The 19821-nt window shown below is 47.1% G+C and carries 12 protein-coding genes; 3 read left to right on the top strand and 9 right to left on the bottom strand.

The features are described from left to right. Positions 1-6 precede the first annotated feature (6 nt). Positions 7-1344 carry a type II secretion system protein J gene (locus CRN95_RS13335; protein WP_159462322.1) on the bottom strand — a complete coding sequence of 446 codons (1338 nt, stop codon included), beginning with the start codon at positions 1342-1344 and terminating at the stop codon, positions 7-9. A 337-nt stretch (positions 1345-1681) separates the two neighbouring features. On the opposite strand from CRN95_RS13335, the gene CRN95_RS13330 reads away from it, so the two are divergent. From CRN95_RS13330 to pheS, 3 genes are all read left to right on the top strand, one after another. Next, complete coding sequence (locus CRN95_RS13330; RefSeq protein WP_235003052.1) at positions 1682-3085, top strand: type II secretion system protein J; 1404 nt, start codon at positions 1682-1684, stop codon at positions 3083-3085. A gap of 8 nt (positions 3086-3093) precedes the next feature. Continuing rightward, positions 3094-10674 carry a pilus assembly PilX N-terminal domain-containing protein gene (locus CRN95_RS13325; RefSeq protein ID WP_097021192.1) on the top strand — a complete coding sequence of 2527 codons (7581 nt, stop codon included), beginning with the start codon at positions 3094-3096 and terminating at the stop codon, positions 10672-10674. A gap of 90 nt (positions 10675-10764) precedes the next feature. After that, positions 10765-11787, top strand: coding sequence for a phenylalanine--tRNA ligase subunit alpha (gene pheS / locus CRN95_RS13320; protein WP_088630841.1), 1023 nt, complete (start codon positions 10765-10767; stop codon positions 11785-11787). 143 nt (positions 11788-11930) lie between these two features. Here the strand turns inward: pheS and CRN95_RS13315 are convergent, their stop codons facing one another. The 8 genes from CRN95_RS13315 to rfbA all read right to left on the bottom strand — a co-directional run bounded on the left by CRN95_RS13315 (position 11931) and on the right by rfbA (position 19766). After that, positions 11931-13310, bottom strand: coding sequence for a mannose-1-phosphate guanylyltransferase/mannose-6-phosphate isomerase (locus CRN95_RS13315; protein WP_088630840.1), 1380 nt, complete (start codon positions 13308-13310; stop codon positions 11931-11933). A 16-nt stretch (positions 13311-13326) separates the two neighbouring features. Next, entirely contained in the window at positions 13327-14451 is a 1125-nt protein-coding gene (locus tag CRN95_RS13310; RefSeq protein ID WP_088630839.1) for a polysaccharide biosynthesis/export family protein, read from the bottom strand. A 17-nt stretch (positions 14452-14468) separates the two neighbouring features. Then, entirely contained in the window at positions 14469-14915 is a 447-nt protein-coding gene (locus tag CRN95_RS13305) for a low molecular weight protein-tyrosine-phosphatase (protein WP_088630838.1), read from the bottom strand. Positions 14916-14948: 33 nt separating this feature from the next. Continuing rightward, positions 14949-15512 carry a dTDP-4-dehydrorhamnose 3,5-epimerase gene (gene rfbC / locus CRN95_RS13300; RefSeq protein WP_088630837.1) on the bottom strand — a complete coding sequence of 188 codons (564 nt, stop codon included), beginning with the start codon at positions 15510-15512 and terminating at the stop codon, positions 14949-14951. Next, entirely contained in the window at positions 15512-16648 is a 1137-nt protein-coding gene (locus tag CRN95_RS13295; RefSeq protein WP_085492208.1) for a dTDP-glucose 4,6-dehydratase, read from the bottom strand. Before CRN95_RS13295 ends, rfbC begins: the two co-directional genes overlap by 1 nt. Positions 16649-16773: 125 nt before the next feature. Then, positions 16774-17454, bottom strand: a complete 681-nt coding sequence (locus CRN95_RS13290) for a hypothetical protein (RefSeq protein ID WP_088630836.1) — start codon at positions 17452-17454, stop codon at positions 16774-16776. Between the two features lie 256 nt (positions 17455-17710). Continuing rightward, the gene (locus tag CRN95_RS13285; RefSeq protein ID WP_141099870.1) at positions 17711-18826 is read right to left on the bottom strand and encodes an immune inhibitor A domain-containing protein; all 1116 of its coding nucleotides are present in this window, start codon (positions 18824-18826) and stop codon (positions 17711-17713) included. 52 nt (positions 18827-18878) lie between these two features. Continuing rightward, the gene (gene rfbA / locus CRN95_RS13280; protein ID WP_088630834.1) at positions 18879-19766 is read right to left on the bottom strand and encodes a glucose-1-phosphate thymidylyltransferase RfbA; all 888 of its coding nucleotides are present in this window, start codon (positions 19764-19766) and stop codon (positions 18879-18881) included. Between the last annotated feature and the right edge of the window lie 55 nt (positions 19767-19821).

Below are 19821 nucleotides of genomic sequence, written 5' to 3'. Positions count from 1 at the left end.
CTATAATTATTCTACAGCGGAGCCATTGCTCGGCGTTGCAAAAACGTAACTCGATCCACCCTGTTCGCCGTGCTTGTTTATTCTCAAGTCCACATAGAACGCACGGACATTTTTCTTGTCTGCAATTTCGGGAGTATAGTCCGCATCGAATTCGTAATTGATATCCTGAACTTTTTTCACCGTCAAATTGGAAATATTCAGTGTTCCCTGTTCTGCAAGCGGAGAGAAGAACACAAACGTAAATGCAAGACACGCCTTCACTTCCTGATTTACAGAAAAGCGGAAATTTCGAGTAATATTCGCCGATGTTTCATCATTTGGAGGAGCGAACATAAAATCGTCAAAGCGTTCTATCTTTTCACCTGATTTTGTACGCAATCCAACCGCCAAATGGTCACGCCCCGGGACAATCGTTTGGGAAGCATCCGTAGACGAGAGAATCGGCAACTTAAAGGATATCTCGTACTCCGCCCCTGGCGTAAAAGTCATTTCGGAACACAGTTCCGACCAGCTGCCAGAACCGCTATTTGCCTGAGCGGCATAAAGCTGGTTGATTCTATTCACGGTCGAATAAGCTTCTGCATCGACATCGTAATTTGTAACAAATCCAGAAAGCTTGACCGGATTGCCCCCAAGTTCGGGAGTCAAATTCAAGCGAAGCATTTTTGTGCCGTCATAACGGGAAATCAAGCGAAATTCCGACACATCCCCAGCCGGCGGGAACATCACCTTGCCCGTACTTGCTTCTAGCAATTTGGGCTTCGCCGGCACAACCTTGAAGCGCGACATGTCATTTGCAATCGCCACTTCTGTATTGCCATCCGCAGGGCACGTTGCATCGTCAATTGCACCCGCAGCACTTTCAAGGCGTTTGCAGCGGCGATAAAGCACGCCATCGTGCACGTACCACGAGACAGCCTCGAGCCCTACATATTTACCATCATCGTCATAGCGGATTTTTCTAAAGTACAAACTGTCAAATTCGCCCGTTCCCTTTTGCAAAAAATACGAAGACTTGTCTATTAAAGAAGCATCTGCATTATTTGGGTCCATAAATGCATTTTGGACAACATTGAAAATGCCTGAATATTTTTCAGTTTCGTATTCCTTAGCACCCATTTGTGCGATATCGTCTTTTAACAAACTTGCCACGTTCTCGGCATTCTGGCTTGAGGCCAGCATATTTTGTGTGCGAACGCGAATTTTAGTGCTATCGGTAATAGCTTGCCCTGCAACAAGGACAACAACGCCAAGGATTGCCATATAGACAAGCAATTCCACCAAGGTAAAGCCTGCCTTACGGCTATATTTCGGGCACAAATCACCCACATAGTTAAATATCATACACATTCCAACTTTATCCCACGAAAGTGGAATAATCCAACTCTTTATATTATATGTGAAAAGATAAATTCAAAAAATTGCTAAAAGTTTACGCCTGCGGGATATATGTAAAAAAACATAAAATCAACACTTCTTTAAAAGAATCAAGTCAAGACACGAAAAAACGTTGATTTTCGTCAAATTTTTAGCAAAATCAGACAATAAAAAAGAATTTTTTAACACTTTTGCATACACAAAACTTATCTTTTAGATTAGAAAATATCATCATAATTGCACAATATTGTTGCAATTGTTAAAAAAGGTGTCGCGAGGGTCGAGAATGGAGTTTTTTAGTCGTTTGACAAATAAAGGTACGAATGTACAGATGCAACGAGCATCCGGTTTTACCCTCATCGAGCTGATGGTCTACATAGCCCTTCTTGGAGGCATAGTCCTTATCGCGGGCCAGGCTTTCAGCGACAGCACCAAGATGCGCATGCGCACGCAGAGCATGTTGCAAGCTTCAGAAACCGCAGAGAAAGTGGCCGCCATATTCAAAGCCGATGTCGCACAGACAGGGGCAAAGACCGCCATGGAAGCAGGGGCCTCGGAATCTGGGGCTGAATACGGCAACAAGTTCAGCAACATCTACACGAACGTTTACATGGACCCAAACAGCGAAAATAAAGATTCGTCATCTTTTTCTGTAGTGACCAAAAACGGGTTCGACAGCCTTACCATCCGCCGTTTACGTTACGACGAATCCGGCCATTACTCCGCCGTCGAACAAATCGCCTGGTTTGTCCGTGACGGATCGCTTTGGCGCAACTGCAGAATCCTCGAAAAAAAATCGAATCTCCCAGAAGACGACCCTTGTACCGACGGAGCAACATCTGAACCCAACAATATCGAAATGGCATCAGATGTAAGCAAGTTCAAAGTCACACCGGGAAAACCCGGCGTTGTAGGGGACAACGTCCAGCTGTTCCCTGGCGTTGGTGAATCCGAATTCAGGTTTGTCGGTAGAAACGACGGAGACCGCGAAATGCCTATTGTGACCAATGAAGCAGGAGAAACGCACAAAGGCGGAAATACGCAGACCATATCCGGGTTCTTCCAAAACTATGACCAAAGCATGCAAACCATAAAAAGCGAAGGCGCCCGTAAGATCAACGAAGTTATCGCCGTCCGCAACGAGACGTACCCGGATTTTTCGTGGCAGACCCTTTGCGCCAGTGAAGGCAGCAACCTCACATTTGAACCGGACAACGAGTATGAAATTTCATTCGAAATTCTGCCCACAGACGAAAATGCAGATAAAAGCAAGTTATTTGTCCCTGGCGAAGACCACATGGCCGTCGGTTTGAGGAGTCTCGAGACAGGCAACCCCATTACGTATGGCGACCCCGCTATAAAATTTGGAGATTTCGCATTTTTCCCGCCTTTGGGCGTCAAGAGCGAAGGAAGCGGAGAACGCACCATGCGTTTTTCAGTCCCCATTAAGATTACAAAAGCATGTCTCGCATTCACGTTCGCTTGCTATTCTCCTCTCGTTTCACAAGGGAAAATATCCATCTCGAAATTGAAAGTCCTAAAGATACCCAGTGCAAACTACAAATTCGAAAATTACGATTTCGAAGCCAACAAAAGCGACAAGCAGAACGTAAAGGCATTTCTGCTGAGTCTGGATATCAAAAACAGAGGAGAGTCCGGACATGTTGAAATGGTCGTTCCTGCACCGAGCAACGGTCCACGCGATTAGGAGGGTTTATGTTTAAGCAAAAGAATATGAAATCCGGTGTATCTCTTATCACCGTGCTGATGTTTATGCTTATTGCAACAATTGCAGCAACGGCCACCTATAAGTTGCTCACAAGCCAAGGGCGTTCTAGCGTCAGTAGAATGCGGCAACAAGAGGCTTATCAAAGTTCGCAAGCAGGCATCGAAAGCGCCCGAATGTGGATGACCTTCCACGCGAACGATGTCGGCGCATTGATAAAGGCTTTCATTGATGGCGGAAATAAGCCTATAAACCTTGACGCAAGGTTACGCCCGTTGCAACGCGCTGGGCAAAATTACCATGTATGGCTTACGGGCGTGAATACTGAAAAGACCACGTTCAAATTAAAAATTCTTTCATCTGGCGAATCAGGGGACAACACGCAATGGAATGAAGCGGCCATCTTTAACGTAGACGGTTTGTATCGAGTCAGGCTTTTTGAAGAAGAAGAATACAGCGCCATTCCGTTCAGGTACAATTACTTTGGTGGAACAACTCAAACACAAGGCCATATGAAGGCATACTCTTTGCTTGTTAACGGCAATCTCGACAACGGCAGCAACCCTGCATATACGGAAAACGATCTCATTATTACAGGAAACGCCAATGTATCAGGAAGTTCAATCGGTGCAGGCACTACGGCATGCATCGGAGGCAATCTCCTTGCAAACAACGGCGTCCTTGGTAACGACTTCTACGTCGGCGGCAACGCAGCCCACTTCACATTCCCGACAACATCTGAAGCAGCAGGCCTCTATAACGCAAACGTCACAGGTAACGTTTACATTGAAGGTAACCTTGAAGCACCAACCACAGGCGATCAAAAATTCCAGAAGAATCTGACAGTCAACGGCACATGGTATACAAACTTTTCAGCACACGATTCCCGTGTCGCAGGGAACATGTGCCTTGGGGAACACGGCCAGGTTCTCATTAGCGAAAAAAATCCCGCACGAGATTTCCTCGTCGGTGGAAATCTTTGGGCCGAATCGACATACCCCATATGGATTACAAACGGTGAAGACAACGAAGGCGAATACAACAAGATTATTCTAGGAAACAAAAAAGATTCCAAAGTTTACATCAAAAGTGCCCACCCCATTGCAGATTACGTGACACTCAGAAACAACAGAACGTTTATCGAAAAGAACACCTATTATAAAGGATCCAATACTTACGGTTCTCAAGCCAAATGGGACAACAAGACAACCCGCCCATACCCAGATTTAAAGCCCCACATGAAGAACAAAAACGACGCCTACTACCTTTACTACTACAACGGTAAAGGTCAAGATGTCGACTACATCGTCTCAAACGCTGGCGGCTGGGGCTGGGGCGCACAAGCGTATTACGCCAACTATTATGCCGGGAACAAAGTTTTTTACACGCCTCAAATCGGTTATTGGGGATCGTATGGCTACACTGCAGAAAAAAATAACTTCTTGAATTATCAGAACGGCACACCGACAGGCTCGCCATACTGCAAAGCGACTCCAGATAAGTGGCGCCCCGAATGCCGAGTTACCCCGTGGTTTAAATCCCAGGGAACCGTATCGAGCGAAATGCCGGCAAGCCAACCTTTTGAATGCGCCGAATCCGTCAAAACCTATTGTAACAAGCTCTGGAAAAAGAAAGAAGGCTGCGACGGGGCTAGCTACAAAGTCGATGACATTCTCGTCACCGCCTACAATCAGTTTATATCGTACGCAAACAAAGACTGCGACACCGTAAAAACCTGGGGCGACAACATGAGCCGCTACCTCAACAATTGCTACAAAAGAAATACCGAGAATCAAAACAAATACAAAAACAACCTTTACAATGGTTATCAAGTCGTTAAAATTGTAAATCGTGGCGAAATTAAAGATCCTAAAACTCCCTTAAAGGGCAAGTTTATCATTGTCGTGACAGACGCTTTAGGAATGCAAAAATTGCCCCCGACCACGGCCGATTCCTATGTACTCCTCTATCTAGCAGAAGGAGCAAGCTCCACGCTTTTACCAGCAGAAGACAATGGCATATACAATTACTTCATCTACACCAAAAAAGATATTGGCGGGCTACTGTTTAACAATTCTACTTTCAGCGGCTCGGTTTATGCAACCGCAGACAACTGCGCGAAGGTCGGCGATTTCAAAGCACGTTCCTTAGTGTTCAATGAAGATATGATGAACGACTTGTCGGCTAATGCCGTCATCTGCAACGCTTCTGTAGGCGCAAGTTCATGCGGAGGCGCAGCAACGGGAACTTCAGGATCCTCATCGTCTTCCTCAGAATCGACAGAAAAACTATTCGATAGCTATTATATTTCAATGGCTCCGCAATTGGGCGTAAGACTTGAAACCCAGAACAAAAGTTCCGAGACTCCTCCACAAGCAAGTAGCACCAACATAACAGAGCTTTCTCCATCATTCATCGTTCTTCCGCGTATCATTTACCTGCCGAACGATCCCTACGGACAGCTGAGCGACTATTACAACATTCAAACGCTCAACGGCAACGGTACGGCCTTGAGAAAATCAGACGTAAACGTATCTTGTAGCGGGCCAGGAGCACTATCTACAACAGGGAACCTCTATTTGGGAACAGCTCTCAGCAGAGGTCTCTACACATGCACCGCGACCGCAAACGGTTACCCCAGCATTCCTTTCTGGGTCCATGTCGGAAAAGACACCCGTGGAACTACAACAATCACATTCGAAAAAGAATCCGAAGAAATGGACGCCGATGACTTAAAAGAAGTCAAGCTCGTCGTCCCTGCACATGCGGCAGAACTTACCGTGAACTTCTATTGCCCTGACGTCGAAAATGAAGCATGGTCCTATGTTTCTCTGGGCGAAAACGTCACGCGCAACGGGATGTCATGCAATCTTAAACTAGCCGCCAACTCTTCGGCCGCCACACCGACGATAGCCACCATAAAAACATCCAATGCCGTGAAAGGAACTCTACTGTTCCAGTTGCTCCCTGGTGAAGGCTACATTCCTGGCTCGCCCTCCTCAACAGAGCTCTACATCGCTTCAAGTGCGCAGTTGAACCGCGAAGAAGCGACATCAACAGACATCAAGGAATATTGCGACAACCATTCTGGCAACTGCCCCTCTAATTACGAAACTTACTGGCCTGACTGTGATGTTTCTGGAGTGTGGGTAGAACCCTCCGGAACATCATTCATCAACTTGGTGGACAATAGCACTTGGGTGATTACCGTCGGCAACACACAAAGCGTAACCCTCGCAGCCACCGGCAGCAACGACTGCGAAACGATTATTCCACAAACAAACAACTCGATTGCGGCAAACGCCGTACAGGCAAACAAGAACTACACCTTGCGAGCAAGCGCCAAGGCCAAAAAAAGAACGTTCACCGTAGGCTTCAAAGGCAATGTGGGGTCTAGCAAAAGTCCTATAATAAACTTGTATATCGATAGCAATTACGGTAGCCGAAACGAACAGTGCCGCTACGAAGACGCTAGAAACAATGACGAAACTTCAACAAAGACATGTACATTCTCGATTTTCAAAGGCGAAAGTGTGAAAGCCGCCCTTGAAGACAATGATGACGCCAACGAGTTCAGTTATTGGAAATGTAGCGGCGGAAGTTGTCCAACAACCGACGGAACAAACACGAGTAAGGAATTCGATGCGTTTACGCTTTCAGATGACAACACCGAATTGATTGCATACTTTGGCGAAAACGACAAGCACTGTTTCTTTGACGAGTTCAAGCGCAATAGCGTAGAATGCGGAGACGATGTGCAATACTGCATTGACAAATGCAGCGACAACGACATCTATTCTACATGTACAGGCGCCGTTGACGGGAACAGCTTGTATCCGAACTCCAAATGGCACTTGATTTCGGGTTATTTATCGCAGATTGTCGTCGGCTCCAGTGGTGAAATCCACATCGACAAATCAGCAGTCAAGAAGAAGAAACAATCCGCTAGGAATCCGGTCATGGTCCTTAGCACGGTAAACGCCGGTATCTTAGGCACGCTCAAAGCCTTAATCAACGTACCACGTGTAACAAGTAGCTATGACAACACTTCTGCCAATATCAAAAATTCCGGATTCTTGCTCCGTGCCAACACTTACGGAAATGACTACTTCATGTTGAACCTGTACGAAAACAGCAGTGGCGCTCTCGAAGCTCAGCTCTGGAAAGGCACGACAAGTTTGACATCCACATTGACCAATAGCAATGGATACAAGGCGTATGTGTCCACGTCAAAGATGGTCATGGCGACTATAACCATTACAAATTCAGGGACCATCGAGGTGCGCGCAAATATCGGCGACTTCTATGGCGATTCCTCGACAGAATATGAATGTTCATTCAAGCTTTCGGAGTTCAACAATCCGCTAGCCGATGCCGCCCATGAATACGTCGGTTTTAGCCTCGGCGACCCGAACTTCAAGATTTACGGCATTGGCTGGAAGAGCGCCACTTACAATTCTGAATGCTATGATACCTACCCCACCGTCAAATGCTCGTTTGCAGCAGTAGCAACAGATGGAGTCATCAAAATAGATACGCTCGTTAAACCTTGGGTTGGCCATTCTGGATGGTTCGATTCCAAGGGTTGTACACCGCTCTATTATTACTACAACGGCAATGACAATAACGCCGCCAGCACAACTTGCTCTGGCGAATCCTGCTATGACGGTTACAAGTTCGACAAGAGTGGAATAGGCGCTCACGGCTACACCGAAGCAGGAACCGAATACAAAACAGCAAAAGCATGGCTCGGTAACTGCACAAACGTCGATGAAACCGCCATGGCCTGGGGGGTCACATCCGACAAGGAACGCGCTCATTGCGGTGCTTTCTGGACTGGAGAATTTACGGAGTGCTTAGCGCACCAAGACCTTTTCAGTGGTTCAAAAAGCATCGGAAGCCTTGAAGAAACCATCGTTTTCGAGAACAAGCAAAACCTTAGAGCGGCAACGCTCCACGTAACGCTTGAAAACACCGACAACAACGAAGTGGAAATCTGGTTGGTCAGCGAAAGCGATAACTGGGGCGAATACGATCACGAAAGCCATTCTGTCAGCATGAGCGGAACAACAGGATCGTTCAACATCATGCAAGAATTTGCTACAGGTTCAAACGGTTTCGACCCTGAAAACGTAAAACAGATTGTCTTGAAAAATCACGGTTCTACAAGTGTTACGGTAACATCGATTACAAGCACTTGCGCCAAAGCCATCGGCATAACCTACTGTAAAGCGGAATACGATGGTGACAATTGGAACGTGACAACACAGGTGACAAACAAGGACAAGAGCCTAATTTCAAAACAACAGATTACGGCAACTGTCGACGGCTCTACCCTCATTAATCAAACTAAAGATGCCACAGGTAACGATGGTATTGTATGGAATGGCGACATGGCAACACTCAGCATTCCTGATCCAACCGTTTACAGTCATCAGGGGAAATCGTACGTCTTTAACGCAACAATCACAGGAACATCCGGCCAAACATTCTCAAAGCAATGCTCGGTCTCTCCGGACCCTATTGGACTCATCGGCGTTGATTGCTCGGTCGTTAGCGCTGTAGCAAGCGGAGCAAGATTCCCGACATTTAACGTCAACTTCAGCGGATGCCCAGGCAACGGCTGCGGCTACGAGATTTATTTGGACAACGGATACACTCCGTTTGCAACAGGAACGGAAAAGACTGCCGCTCGCCATTCCGCAAACCAAAACGAATCTTGCAATACGACCGAAGGTTGTGAACACACTTACACAGTGAAGAGCACCGCAAACCCTGCACTTTTTGACGATTGCAGCGCAAGTTTCAAAGTTCAAAGAAACGCAGAAGACCTTCCCCCAATAGTAACGTGCGGAATTTCAACAAGCCCGACCGACTTCACCTATGATCCGGTATCCGTTTCGGACAACGTGTATTTCCTTGCTCGAAACAACGAAAGTGTTGATAAGCAATATACAGTTACGCTGAAAAGAGGCGATTCACAAGTAGGCACAGCAACATTGAGCAACTGGTCTGGCTTAACGAATATTAAGGATTTGGGAAAGCTTGCCGCCGGAGACTACACTTACAGCCTTTACTACAATAACGAAAAGATTTGCGATGCTCCTGTTACAGTGAACGAAGAATCAGGCGCTTGCCACATATCAGGAAACTTGTACGAAGGACAAGTGATTTCGATGAACGTGTCAGGAGTCAATGGAATTACTCAGTACATATGGACATTAAACGGTGATAGCAAAACGATAGACTGTAATCAAAATAATTGTAGGAACAACACAAGAAACGCTCCTACAACTCCAGGGACTTACAGCTACTCCGTGACAAGGGGTGCACATACTTTGTGCACAGGGAACGTGACTATAGAATCAATACTTTCATGCTCTGTGAACCCGACGACAGTAAACAAGGACCAAACTTACACATTCAGAGCAACCAAAGCTTCTGCAATAAACAGCTGCTGGAGTTGCGAGTTTAAAATTGATGGAGAAAAACAAGTTCCTCCATACAATCCACAGCCTGATACCGATATTGAAAAAACAGCAAGCAGTGAAGGAAATAAAACACTTTCGCTCAATTGCACTTGTGATAACGCAAGCACATCCTGCTCTACACAATTAGAAGTGACAAAGACCAAGCCTGTATTTAGTTGCGCAGACAATATAAAGGCAACCGTAAATAGCGATAACAACGTTAAGATTAGGCTCACAGGAATTACAGGATGCGATGATTCTGACTGTGATTATTTAATTGCAGGAACTGGCGCCGATGGAACATATCACAGTAGCTGTTCAAATTCAAATTGCACATTGCAAGCAGTTACAAATAAAAGCAAATCAAAAAATGACACGGCAATTTACATGGTTACGTTAAAGAACTCTGTTGGTCAAGAAACAAAGTATTGCAGTGTGTCATTCGTTGAAGGAGCAACCTGTAATTGCGCACAATACTGTGGAGCAGGCTGCGAAAGCAATGTTACAACGGGAAATGTTTCAAATGGTAGTTTCACAGGTTGTGTGTTCTTTACATCTGCAACAAGAATTAATGTCAACAAAGGCGACGCATGGACTATCAACGGATGGCATGAAGATGTTGAGCCATCTAATAATGGTTGTTGGGACAATTCAACTAATTGTGCAAACTTCCTAAACTCAAAAAACATCACTAAAGCTGATGGTGGATATTATTTCCACGGCAACGGCATTTGGGTTGAACTGCAAACATCCGGTTCTAACCCCTGCGATGGTTCCGGTGGCAGCGGAGGCTCTGGAGGCAGCGGAGGCTCTGGAGGCAGCGAAACAGTAACCGTAGTATCAAGTAAAGACAGCAAATTCGAATTGAATAACGGAACAAATACAGTTGAAATAAAATCAGGATTAAGCAATCCTAGTGGTTGTCAATTTGCCTGTGACAATGGAGGAACATCCTCATTTACGGTCGACATTGGATCAAACCACTTATCAGGAAACTGGAGTGCATCAGGCTCTATCGACCTAAATAACTGCAAGGAGGGCGCCACGGTATCAGTGGTTCTGAACGCATCAGCATCGAACTGCCATTTCAACTGGTGGTAATGACTTTTCTCACCAAGCTCCCCCGCCGGGGAGCTTTTTTTGCATTTACTCGTGCAAGAAATGCACTATTTTTCTAAATTTCGCCGTACTATGAGTGAAGCTATTAACAATGTCAAGCAGGCCTTTGATGCAGAACTTGCACAAACGGACCTCACCAATCAAGAAGCGGTCAATAATCTCCGCGTAAAGTACCTCGGCAAGAAGGGCGCCGTCACGGACCTCATGAAGCAGATGGGTTCGCTCAGCGCCGAAGAACGCCCGGCTTACGGCAAGCTCGTGAACGAACTGAAGGTTGCCGTCTCTGAAGCTATCGACAAGGCAATCGAAACCGCAAACGAAGCCGCTCTCCAGAAGAAGCTCGCTAGCGGCGCTGTCGATATCACGCTCCCGGGTACCGGCATCGCTGCCGGTTCTACGCATCCGCTGTACGACGTCCGCGAAGAAATCATCGACTTCTTTGCACAGATGGGTTTTGATGTGGACTTCGGTCGCGACATCGAAACGGATTGGTACAACTTTGAAGCTCTCAACACTCCGCCTGACCATCCGAGCCGCGACATGCAGGACACGTTCTACGTGGACAACAAGGTCATGCTCCGCACGCACACGTCAGGCACCCAGATTCACTACATGGAAACGCACAAGCCGCCTTTCCGCATGATTGCTCCGGGCCACGTGTTCCGCGTCGATAACGATGCTACCCACGCTCCGATGTTCCAGCAGTGCGAAGGTCTTGTCGTTGACGAAAACATTAGCTTCGCCGACCTCAAGGGCGTGCTCCAGGTGTTCATGAACAAACTCTTTGGCGCAGGCGTCAAGACTCGCTTCCGTCCGAGCTTCTTCCCGTTCACGGAACCGTCTGCAGAAATGGACGTGAGCTGCGTGTTCTGCGGAGGCAAGGGCTGCCGTCGTTGCAAGGGCACGGGCTGGATGGAAATCGGTGGTTGCGGCTCTGTGGACCCGAACGTGTTCAAGAACTGCGGCATCGACTCTGAAAAGTTCACTGGCTTTGCATTCGGTTTCGGTCTCGACCGTATCGCCATGCTCCGTCACGAGATTCCGGAAATCGGCCTCTTGACCGCCAACGATCAGAGATTCCTGAGCCAGTTCTAGTTTAGACGAAAGATTAAAAAAGCGAACCGTTGAGGTTCGCTTTTTTCGTTTTTACAAAGGTGATCCCGGAACGGAGTCCGGGATGACAAAGCAAGAAAGGCGGACCACAAGGCCCGCCTTTCTAAGCATTCTACAGCCCACTACTAAGAGCGCTTGTAGTCGTCCTGCATGCGGATGATGTCGTCTTCACCGGTGTATTCGCCGACCTGGACTTCAACAATCACGAGCGGGAGCTTACCTTCGTTCTGCAAGCGGTGAACCGTTCCAGAAGGAATGTAAGTCGATTCGTTCGGACGCACGTAGAACACCTTGTCGCCAACAGTGCATGTAGCCGTACCGCTCACAACGACCCAATGTTCCGAACGGTGCAAATGCTTCTGCAGCGAGAGGCGTTCGCCTGGACGCACAACGATTCGTTTCATCTTGTAGCGATCCGTCGATTCAAGTACGGAGTACGTACCCCACGGGCGATTAACCGTCTGCGGGACCTTCGGCAAGTCAGAGCCGCGAGCCTTGAGTTCGTCCACGACTTTCTTGACCTTCTGGCTGCTAGCAAGAGGAGCGACCAAAAGAGCATCCGGCGTATCGACAATGAGCATGTTGTCCAAATCAATCGTGCAAATCTGGCGCTGGCCGCCGAGCACGAGAGAATTCTTGGAACCGATAGCCAAGTGCTTTGCGTTCACGTTGTTGCCATTTTCGTCATGGTCGAATTCCCCGTAGAGAGAATCGAAAGCGCCGAGGTCAGACCAGCCGATATCACTCGGCACAACCTTCACCTTGGCAGACTTTTCCATCACGGCGTAGTCAATCGAATTCGAAGGAATGTTCATCATGTCTTCGTGGTCAACACGGATGAGCGAATCCTTGTTTTCTTTCTTGGCGTTCGCAAAAGCGATCTTTGCAGCGGTCAAGATATCCGGAGAATACGTTGCAAGTTCATCAAGGAAAGTCGATGCCTTGAAGCAGAAGATACCGCTATTCCAGAAGAATCTTCCAGAAGCGACATACTTCTTTGCAGTTTCCAAATCCGGCTTTTCGACAAAGCGCTTGACATCGTCACCATTGGCTTCAATGTAACCGTAACCGGTTTCCGGACCCGTCGGCGTAATGCCAAACGTCACCATAAAGCCTTTCTTTGCAAATTCTTCGGCCTTGCGCAAGCATTCTTCGTACGCTTCAGCCTTGCGAATCACATGGTCCGACGGAGATACAAGAACAATATCGTTCGGGTCAAGACCAAGGCAAGCAAGAGCGATTGCCGGAGCCGTATTGCGGCCCACAGGTTCGAGAAGGAAGCGAACATCATTAGCGCCCACTTCTTCGAGCTGATCTTTAGCCAAAAAATACTGTTCTGCATTGCTCACGATGTACTGTGCGCTGCAAATACGAGAATTTGTCTTAACCGTACGCTGGAACAGGGACGCACCGTCAAAGAGACGGGCGAACTGTTTCGGCATGAGGGAGCGGCTAATCGGCCAAAGGCGCGTTCCACTGCCACCACACAAAATCAGGTTGATCATAACTTTACCCTATTTATTATTTCCAGCCTTCGTTATGAATTCTCTGGACATAGTAGAACATATTCGTACCAGTATTAGCCGTATTGACGGTCGGCATAATCAAGCTGAGAAGACGGTTCCACGTTGCAATACCAGAAGCATCGACGTAAACAATGTCACGCGGATTCATATCAAAGCGGTCAGCCATTGCAAGTGCCATAGCATTCTTAGCATCCAGCTGGTAAATATCGATCTGCTTTTCCGAAGTGTTTCTGATAACATAGATATCCTTCGAAGAAGCGTTCATGGCATTGATGCCACCAGAAGCGGCGAGAGCTTCGGCCAAGGAGAGGTTGTGATCCATACGGACAATGCCACTCCTATTCACTTCACCAAGCACATAGACCTTTCTATCACGTTCCGTGTCAGCCTTCAAAGGCACAAACACCTGGTCACCCGGTTTCACAAGGATATGGTCAATAGCGACATTTTCCTTGAATGCACGAACGTAGTCAATGGTATAAATCTTTTCACCACGACGAATCTGAACAAACGCCGGGTCAGCACTTTCATTAAAACCGCCCACGTCTGCAATCACATCGGGAAGGGTCATCGGGTTTTCATCAAACTTCACATAACCCGGTCTATTCACAGCACCCGTGACAAAAGCCTTGCGGCTGTGGTAACCCGTCACGCGGACATCGACCTGCGGGTCATTAAGAATCTTGTCCGAGAGGCGCTTGGTGATTTCCTTACGGAGTTCCTGGGCGGTAAGGCCAGCAACCTTAAGTTCGCCTGCGTACGGATAAAAAAGCGTACCTTCGGTAGTCACCTTCTGACCAGCCGGCTGGTACTGGCCCATCGGAGATGTCAATTCCGGATGTTCCCAGACAACCACTTGCACCTGATCCAGAGGTCCAATCCTGTATTCCAAGTCAGGAAGAGTGTCCACCATCAATTCTTCCAACTTACCTTCCGAGGGATTTGCAGCGACCTGTACCGGTTCGCCCATATCACCCTTTTCAATGGAATGCAACTTGAAAGTAATTCCATTATAGGTTGTGGAATCCGAAGGGAGATCCATTCGCATTTGAGGAGCTGCAAAGCAACCGCTCAAAACCATAGCGGCTACTCCACAAAGACCTATACCAATTTTATTCATACGTTACCTTTTTAGAATTATTTTGCGGCTTCACTTTGCCTAATCTTTTCAACCCAATACGGAGTCAACTTGGAAATAAAATTCCAGGCCAACACATAAGCATTTTCAGGCCTTCTGTACGGGTCAGGAATATCGACCTGGCGAGATTCACCATAGCGGAAAACCTTACCTTCAAGCCAAGGATATTTGTGCAAAAGTTCTCTTTTATGGCCATTTTCCATCACCAAAACCAAGTCGGCCCATTTGAGGATATCCAAATTGATTTGGCGTGCTCGGTGTGCACTCATGTCTATGCCATGTTGCAACGCAATTTTCTGGGAAATTTCGTGAGCGGGATTATCGACCAAAGCACCGAGACCGGCACTCATCACATTGAAGCCCGGACCGAGTTCTTTCTTCAAAAGATACTCCCCTGTTGGGCTACGGCAGATGTTTCCAGTACAAACGACAAGAATATTCTTCATGATATGTAAATAATAGAAAAATAAGTTTACATTCTAAAGGTCAAAAGCGAATCCAAGGTCCTTGAGGAGCGGATTCTTGGTATCCTTTTCGGAAAGGAGCGGTTCAAAGCCATCGCCCACCGGCCACTTGATGCCAACAGCCGGGTCATTCCAGAAAAGACCACCTTCGTCATTCGGAGCATAGAATCGTGTGCACTTGTAGACAAATGCAGCCGTTTCAGAAAGCACCACGAAACCATGAGCAAAACCTTCAGGAATGTAGAACTGCTTCTTGTTTTCGGCGGAGAGCGTGACGCCCACCCACTTGCCAAAAGTCTTGCTGTTCTTGCGAAGGTCCACGGCCACGTCAAAGACTTCACCTTCAATCACGCGGACGAGTTTGCCCTGCGGATTCTGTTTCTGGAAGTGAAGACCGCGGAGAACACCCTTGCGCGAACGGGATTCGTTATCTTGAACAAAATCTACATCAATGCCACCTTCGGCAAAGTCGCGCTTGCTGTAGGTTTCCATAAAGTAACCGCGAGCGTCGCCAAACACAGTCGGTTCAATAATTTTGACGCCTTCGATTTCTGTATTAATGAAATTAAACTTTCCCATTATCTATTTCCGTACATTTTTTCGTAATACTTTTCGTAGTCGCCGCTGGTGATGTTGTCGAGCCATTCCTGGTTGTCCAAGTACCAGCGTACAGTCTTTTCGATGCCTTCTTCGAACTGCAACGACGGTTCCCAGCCGAGTTCCTTCTGGAGCTTGGTGGAGTCGATGGCGTAGCGGGCGTCGTGGCCCAGGCGGTCCGTCACATACGTGATGAGGTTCAGGTCTTCGCCTTCGGCGCGGCCAAGGAGCTTATCGACAGTCTTGATAACAACCTTGATGATGTCGATGTTCTTCCATTCGTTGAAGCCACCGATGTTGTAAGTTTCAGCAATCTTTCCATTGTGGAAAATCACGTCAATTGCACGGGCATGGTCTTCAACAAAGAGCCAGTCGCGAACGTTTTCGCCCTTGCCGTAAACCGGGAGCGGTTTCTTGTGGCGGATGTTGTTGATAAAAAGCGGGATGAGCTTTTCAGGGAACTGGTATGGGCCATAGTTGTTGGAGCAGTTCGTGACGATCGTCGGCATGCCGTAAGTGTCGTGGAACGCACGCACGAAGTGGTCGGAGCCAGCCTTCGATGCAGAATACGGGCTGTGCGGAGTGTACTTCGTCGTTTCGTAGAAGAAGTCGTCACCGTAGGCCAAATGGTGTTCCGAACTAGAAGCCGTAGTCGTGAACGGAGGCGTGATGCCTTCCGGGTGGTTCATCTTGAGAGCACCGTAAACTTCGTCGGTCGAAATGTGATAAAAACGCTTGCCTTCGTACTTTTCCGGGAGGCTTTCCCAGTAAAGCTTTGCAGCCTGGAGAAGGGAGAGAGTTCCCATGACGTTCGTGCGGGCAAAAGTGAACGGGTCCTTGATGGAGCGGTCCACATGGCTTTCAGCTGCGAGATGGATGATGCCATCAACTTTTTCATCTTGCATGAGCTTGTAGAAAGCGTCAAAGTCGCAAATGTCCATCTTCACGAACTTGTAGTTCGGCTTGCCTTCGACATCCTTCAAGTTTGCGAGGTTGCCCGCATACGTGAGCTTGTCGAGGTTGATAATATTGTATTCAGGATACTTGTTGACAAACAGGCGAACGACATGGCTTCCAATAAAGCCTGCACCGCCCGTAATCACAATTGAACGTTTCATGCATTTCTCCAATTATTCAGGAACAATATAGAAAAGAACAAATGCGAGATAAAAAAGAACCCGGCAAAGAAAGCCGAGTTCCTTGTGATAATGAGGAGTCTAGCAAAAACCAGAAACAGCAGGGCTTAGTGCCAATGATAATAGCAAGGGTTCTGACCAGGCATCCAGTCTATGCAGCGATTATTCATAATATTATCTTGAGCCTGCAAGAGATACTTTTGATAAACCAAGCCAGCAGTATAATCATTCAGAGGACCCGAATAATGCGTTACACCGAAGACATCTTCATTCGGTGCGCCCTGATTCCAAACAACGCCAACGGCCGTCACAGTAGCAATACCACCAACAGGAACATTATTCAGATTTGATGTACGCGTTTTCACATCCTTAGCAGTACTATGAGGATTCATGGGGTCAATCGGAGTTAAGCCAATACCATTTACGAAGTCGGCAGAATGTTTAGCGCAAGAATATCCATATGTTGCATTAGCATCAAATTCACAATAAGCAACAGCTACTGTAAGAACATTAGCCACAGTAGGAACCGGGCCATAAGCCAACGAGTATGCGCCAACACCATGAGCACCTTCTGCATATGTATTTACATCAATCGCAAAGCCAGGGTATTCATGGCGAACCATACCCTGCCAAAGTCCCTGCTCGAAATAATTCTTAGCCAAGAAGTTCTGATTCTGAGCTTCCTTTTTCACTTCATTGGTAGAAGCAACAGAGTTATCAAGACCTGCATCAGAGCAGCCCATCATAGCCAATGCCAAAACGGCAGCAGATATAGTAACTTTTTTCATATTTATCTCCTTTCATAAAAAAAGCCACATACAAAATAAACTAATATTACTTTACTTTCAAGACATAGTCTATATAATACACCTAAATTTTTAGATAAATTATTTTAACAAAATAACTTTTACTTACAAAAGAGTATACAAGCTAAACAAAATCACAATAAATTCATAGATTTTATAGTTTTAACAAAAAGAACCCAGCAAGCAAGCCGAGTTCTTCAAATCAAATGACAGAAAACTTATTTCTAGGGTGGTATCGCTAGCGCATATCAATAGTCCCCGTAAACAAGGCATTATTTCCTTGACTTACAGACAAAATCAAGCCCATTTTTCCAAGAATTTCGTCATTTACAACCATTTCGGAGCCATCCATCGCTCTTTCGAGCAACAGACTACCGATCGGCGAGAATACTCTGACAATTTTCCGGCCTTTTTGCGGGGCATAGACATAAATGGACCCGTTTTTCGCGCTTACGCGGACTCCCTGAGCCACAATTTTCGTCGAAATGCCCACAAGAGCTTCACTGGAGCTAGATTCAACTTCTTCGGAAGAAGACGATTTCACAGAAGAGCTGGACCATTCAATCGTCGGGCAAGTCGAGGCGTTCATACAGACATTAAACAGAACATATTCATGGTCTCCGGATTCCTTGATGCTCGAAAGTGCGATATTCGCATTCTTTCCATCCCAAAAAACGAACTTGTTGAATTCCGTCACCTTGCCACTACCCGGGAAAGGGTCACTCGACGAGCCGTACCCACTCGTTCTGGGAACGGCCTCAATAACATCCGCATGCATGTGGTCGCCATTAGAATTAATTTCATTGTCGCTCCAAACACTTGCATCATAATCAATATGCCATATCAACATTCCTGAATTCGGGAGATCGACATCCCACCCTTTTTTCGAACGATATTCAAGGTAATACGCCTCATCAGGATTGTTCGGATTCGTAACGCTATAAGCCACATTTTCGTCAATCTTATCCAAACGCAACGGCCCGCTTTCCCCGAGTTCCACAGGAGTGAGCCAGCCCATCGACATTTTTTCGAATGTCGAATAAAGCACTGGAGCACAGCAAGTCACGCGATCGGAATTGCTGGGGCAAAGGTTATCCCCATACGCCATAACGCTCCAATAGCCAGCGGATTCACGGCCACTATTTTTACCTGAATCATACCAGTCCATCAAGCCAAGGAGATGGCTAAACTCGTGGACAAAGACTCCAATACCTTCCAAGGCGGTTGTTGAATGGTCGTAGGCATACGCATTGCTAGAGATTTCGTTCGCGCAAGAGTAGTAGTTGATGCGCCTATCCTCGGACCAAAGCGGTCCAAGCAAGCGCCCCATGTGAGGCCAAACTGCCTGAGTCACGCCCGGCCGCAAAGCCGAGCTCAAAAGCAACTAGAACAACGATGTCGACAAATTAGTAGTGAATCTTTCCTTCGGCGACCTTCTTGAGATGCTGGCCGTAAGGCGACTTGCCGTACTTTGCAGCAGATTCCAAAAGTTTTTCTTTGCTAATCCAGCCGTTCTTATATGCAATTTCTTCAACGGCAGAAATCTGGATACCCTGGCGGTTTTCGACCATCTTCACGAACTCGCCCGCTTCGATGAGGCTATCCATCGTGCCGGTATCAAGCCAAGCAAAACCACGACCGAGGAGTTTCACGTCGAGTTCGCCCTTGTCGAGATACGTCTTGTTGAGGTCAGTAATTTCAAGTTCGCCACGAGCACTCGGTTTTTGCACCTTGGCAAATCCAGCCACGCGGTTGTCATAGAAGTAAAGGCCAGTAATGGCGTAATTGCTCTTCGGTTCCTTCGGCTTTTCTTCGACAGAAATTACCTTGCCCTGGTCGTCAAATTCCACAACGCCAAAACGTTCCGGGTCTTCGACGTAATAACCGAACACGCTTGCACGGCCGTTTTCTTCGGCATTTTTAACGGCAGCCTTCAAAAGCTGGCTAAAGCCGTTTCCGTAGAAGATGTTATCGCCGAGAACCATCGCGCAGCAATCGTCGCCAATGAATTCTTCGCCCAAAATGAAAGCCTGGGCAAGTCCATCTGGGCTTGGCTGCACCTTGTAACTCAAGTTGAGCCCCATCGCAGAGCCGTCACCAAGCAAACGTTCAAAGTTCGGCAAATCCGTGGGAGTCGAGATAATGAGAATGTCACGAATGCCCGCCAACATCAAAGTCGAGAGCGGGTAATAAATCATCGGCTTGTCATAGACCGGCAAAAGCTGCTTCGATGTGACCATCGTAAGCGGATACAGACGAGTGCCGGATCCCCCAGCAAGTACGATTCCTTTCATAACAAATCTCCTTACATTCGAAAATAGAAAACTTCTTACGATTAATATTATCTTT

Source organism: Fibrobacter sp. UWB16 (assembly GCF_900215325.1).
Lineage (GTDB): Bacteria > Fibrobacterota > Fibrobacteria > Fibrobacterales > Fibrobacteraceae > Fibrobacter.
The sequence above is the reverse complement of the archived record's forward strand: the minus strand, read 5'-3'. Positions and strand labels throughout refer to the sequence as shown.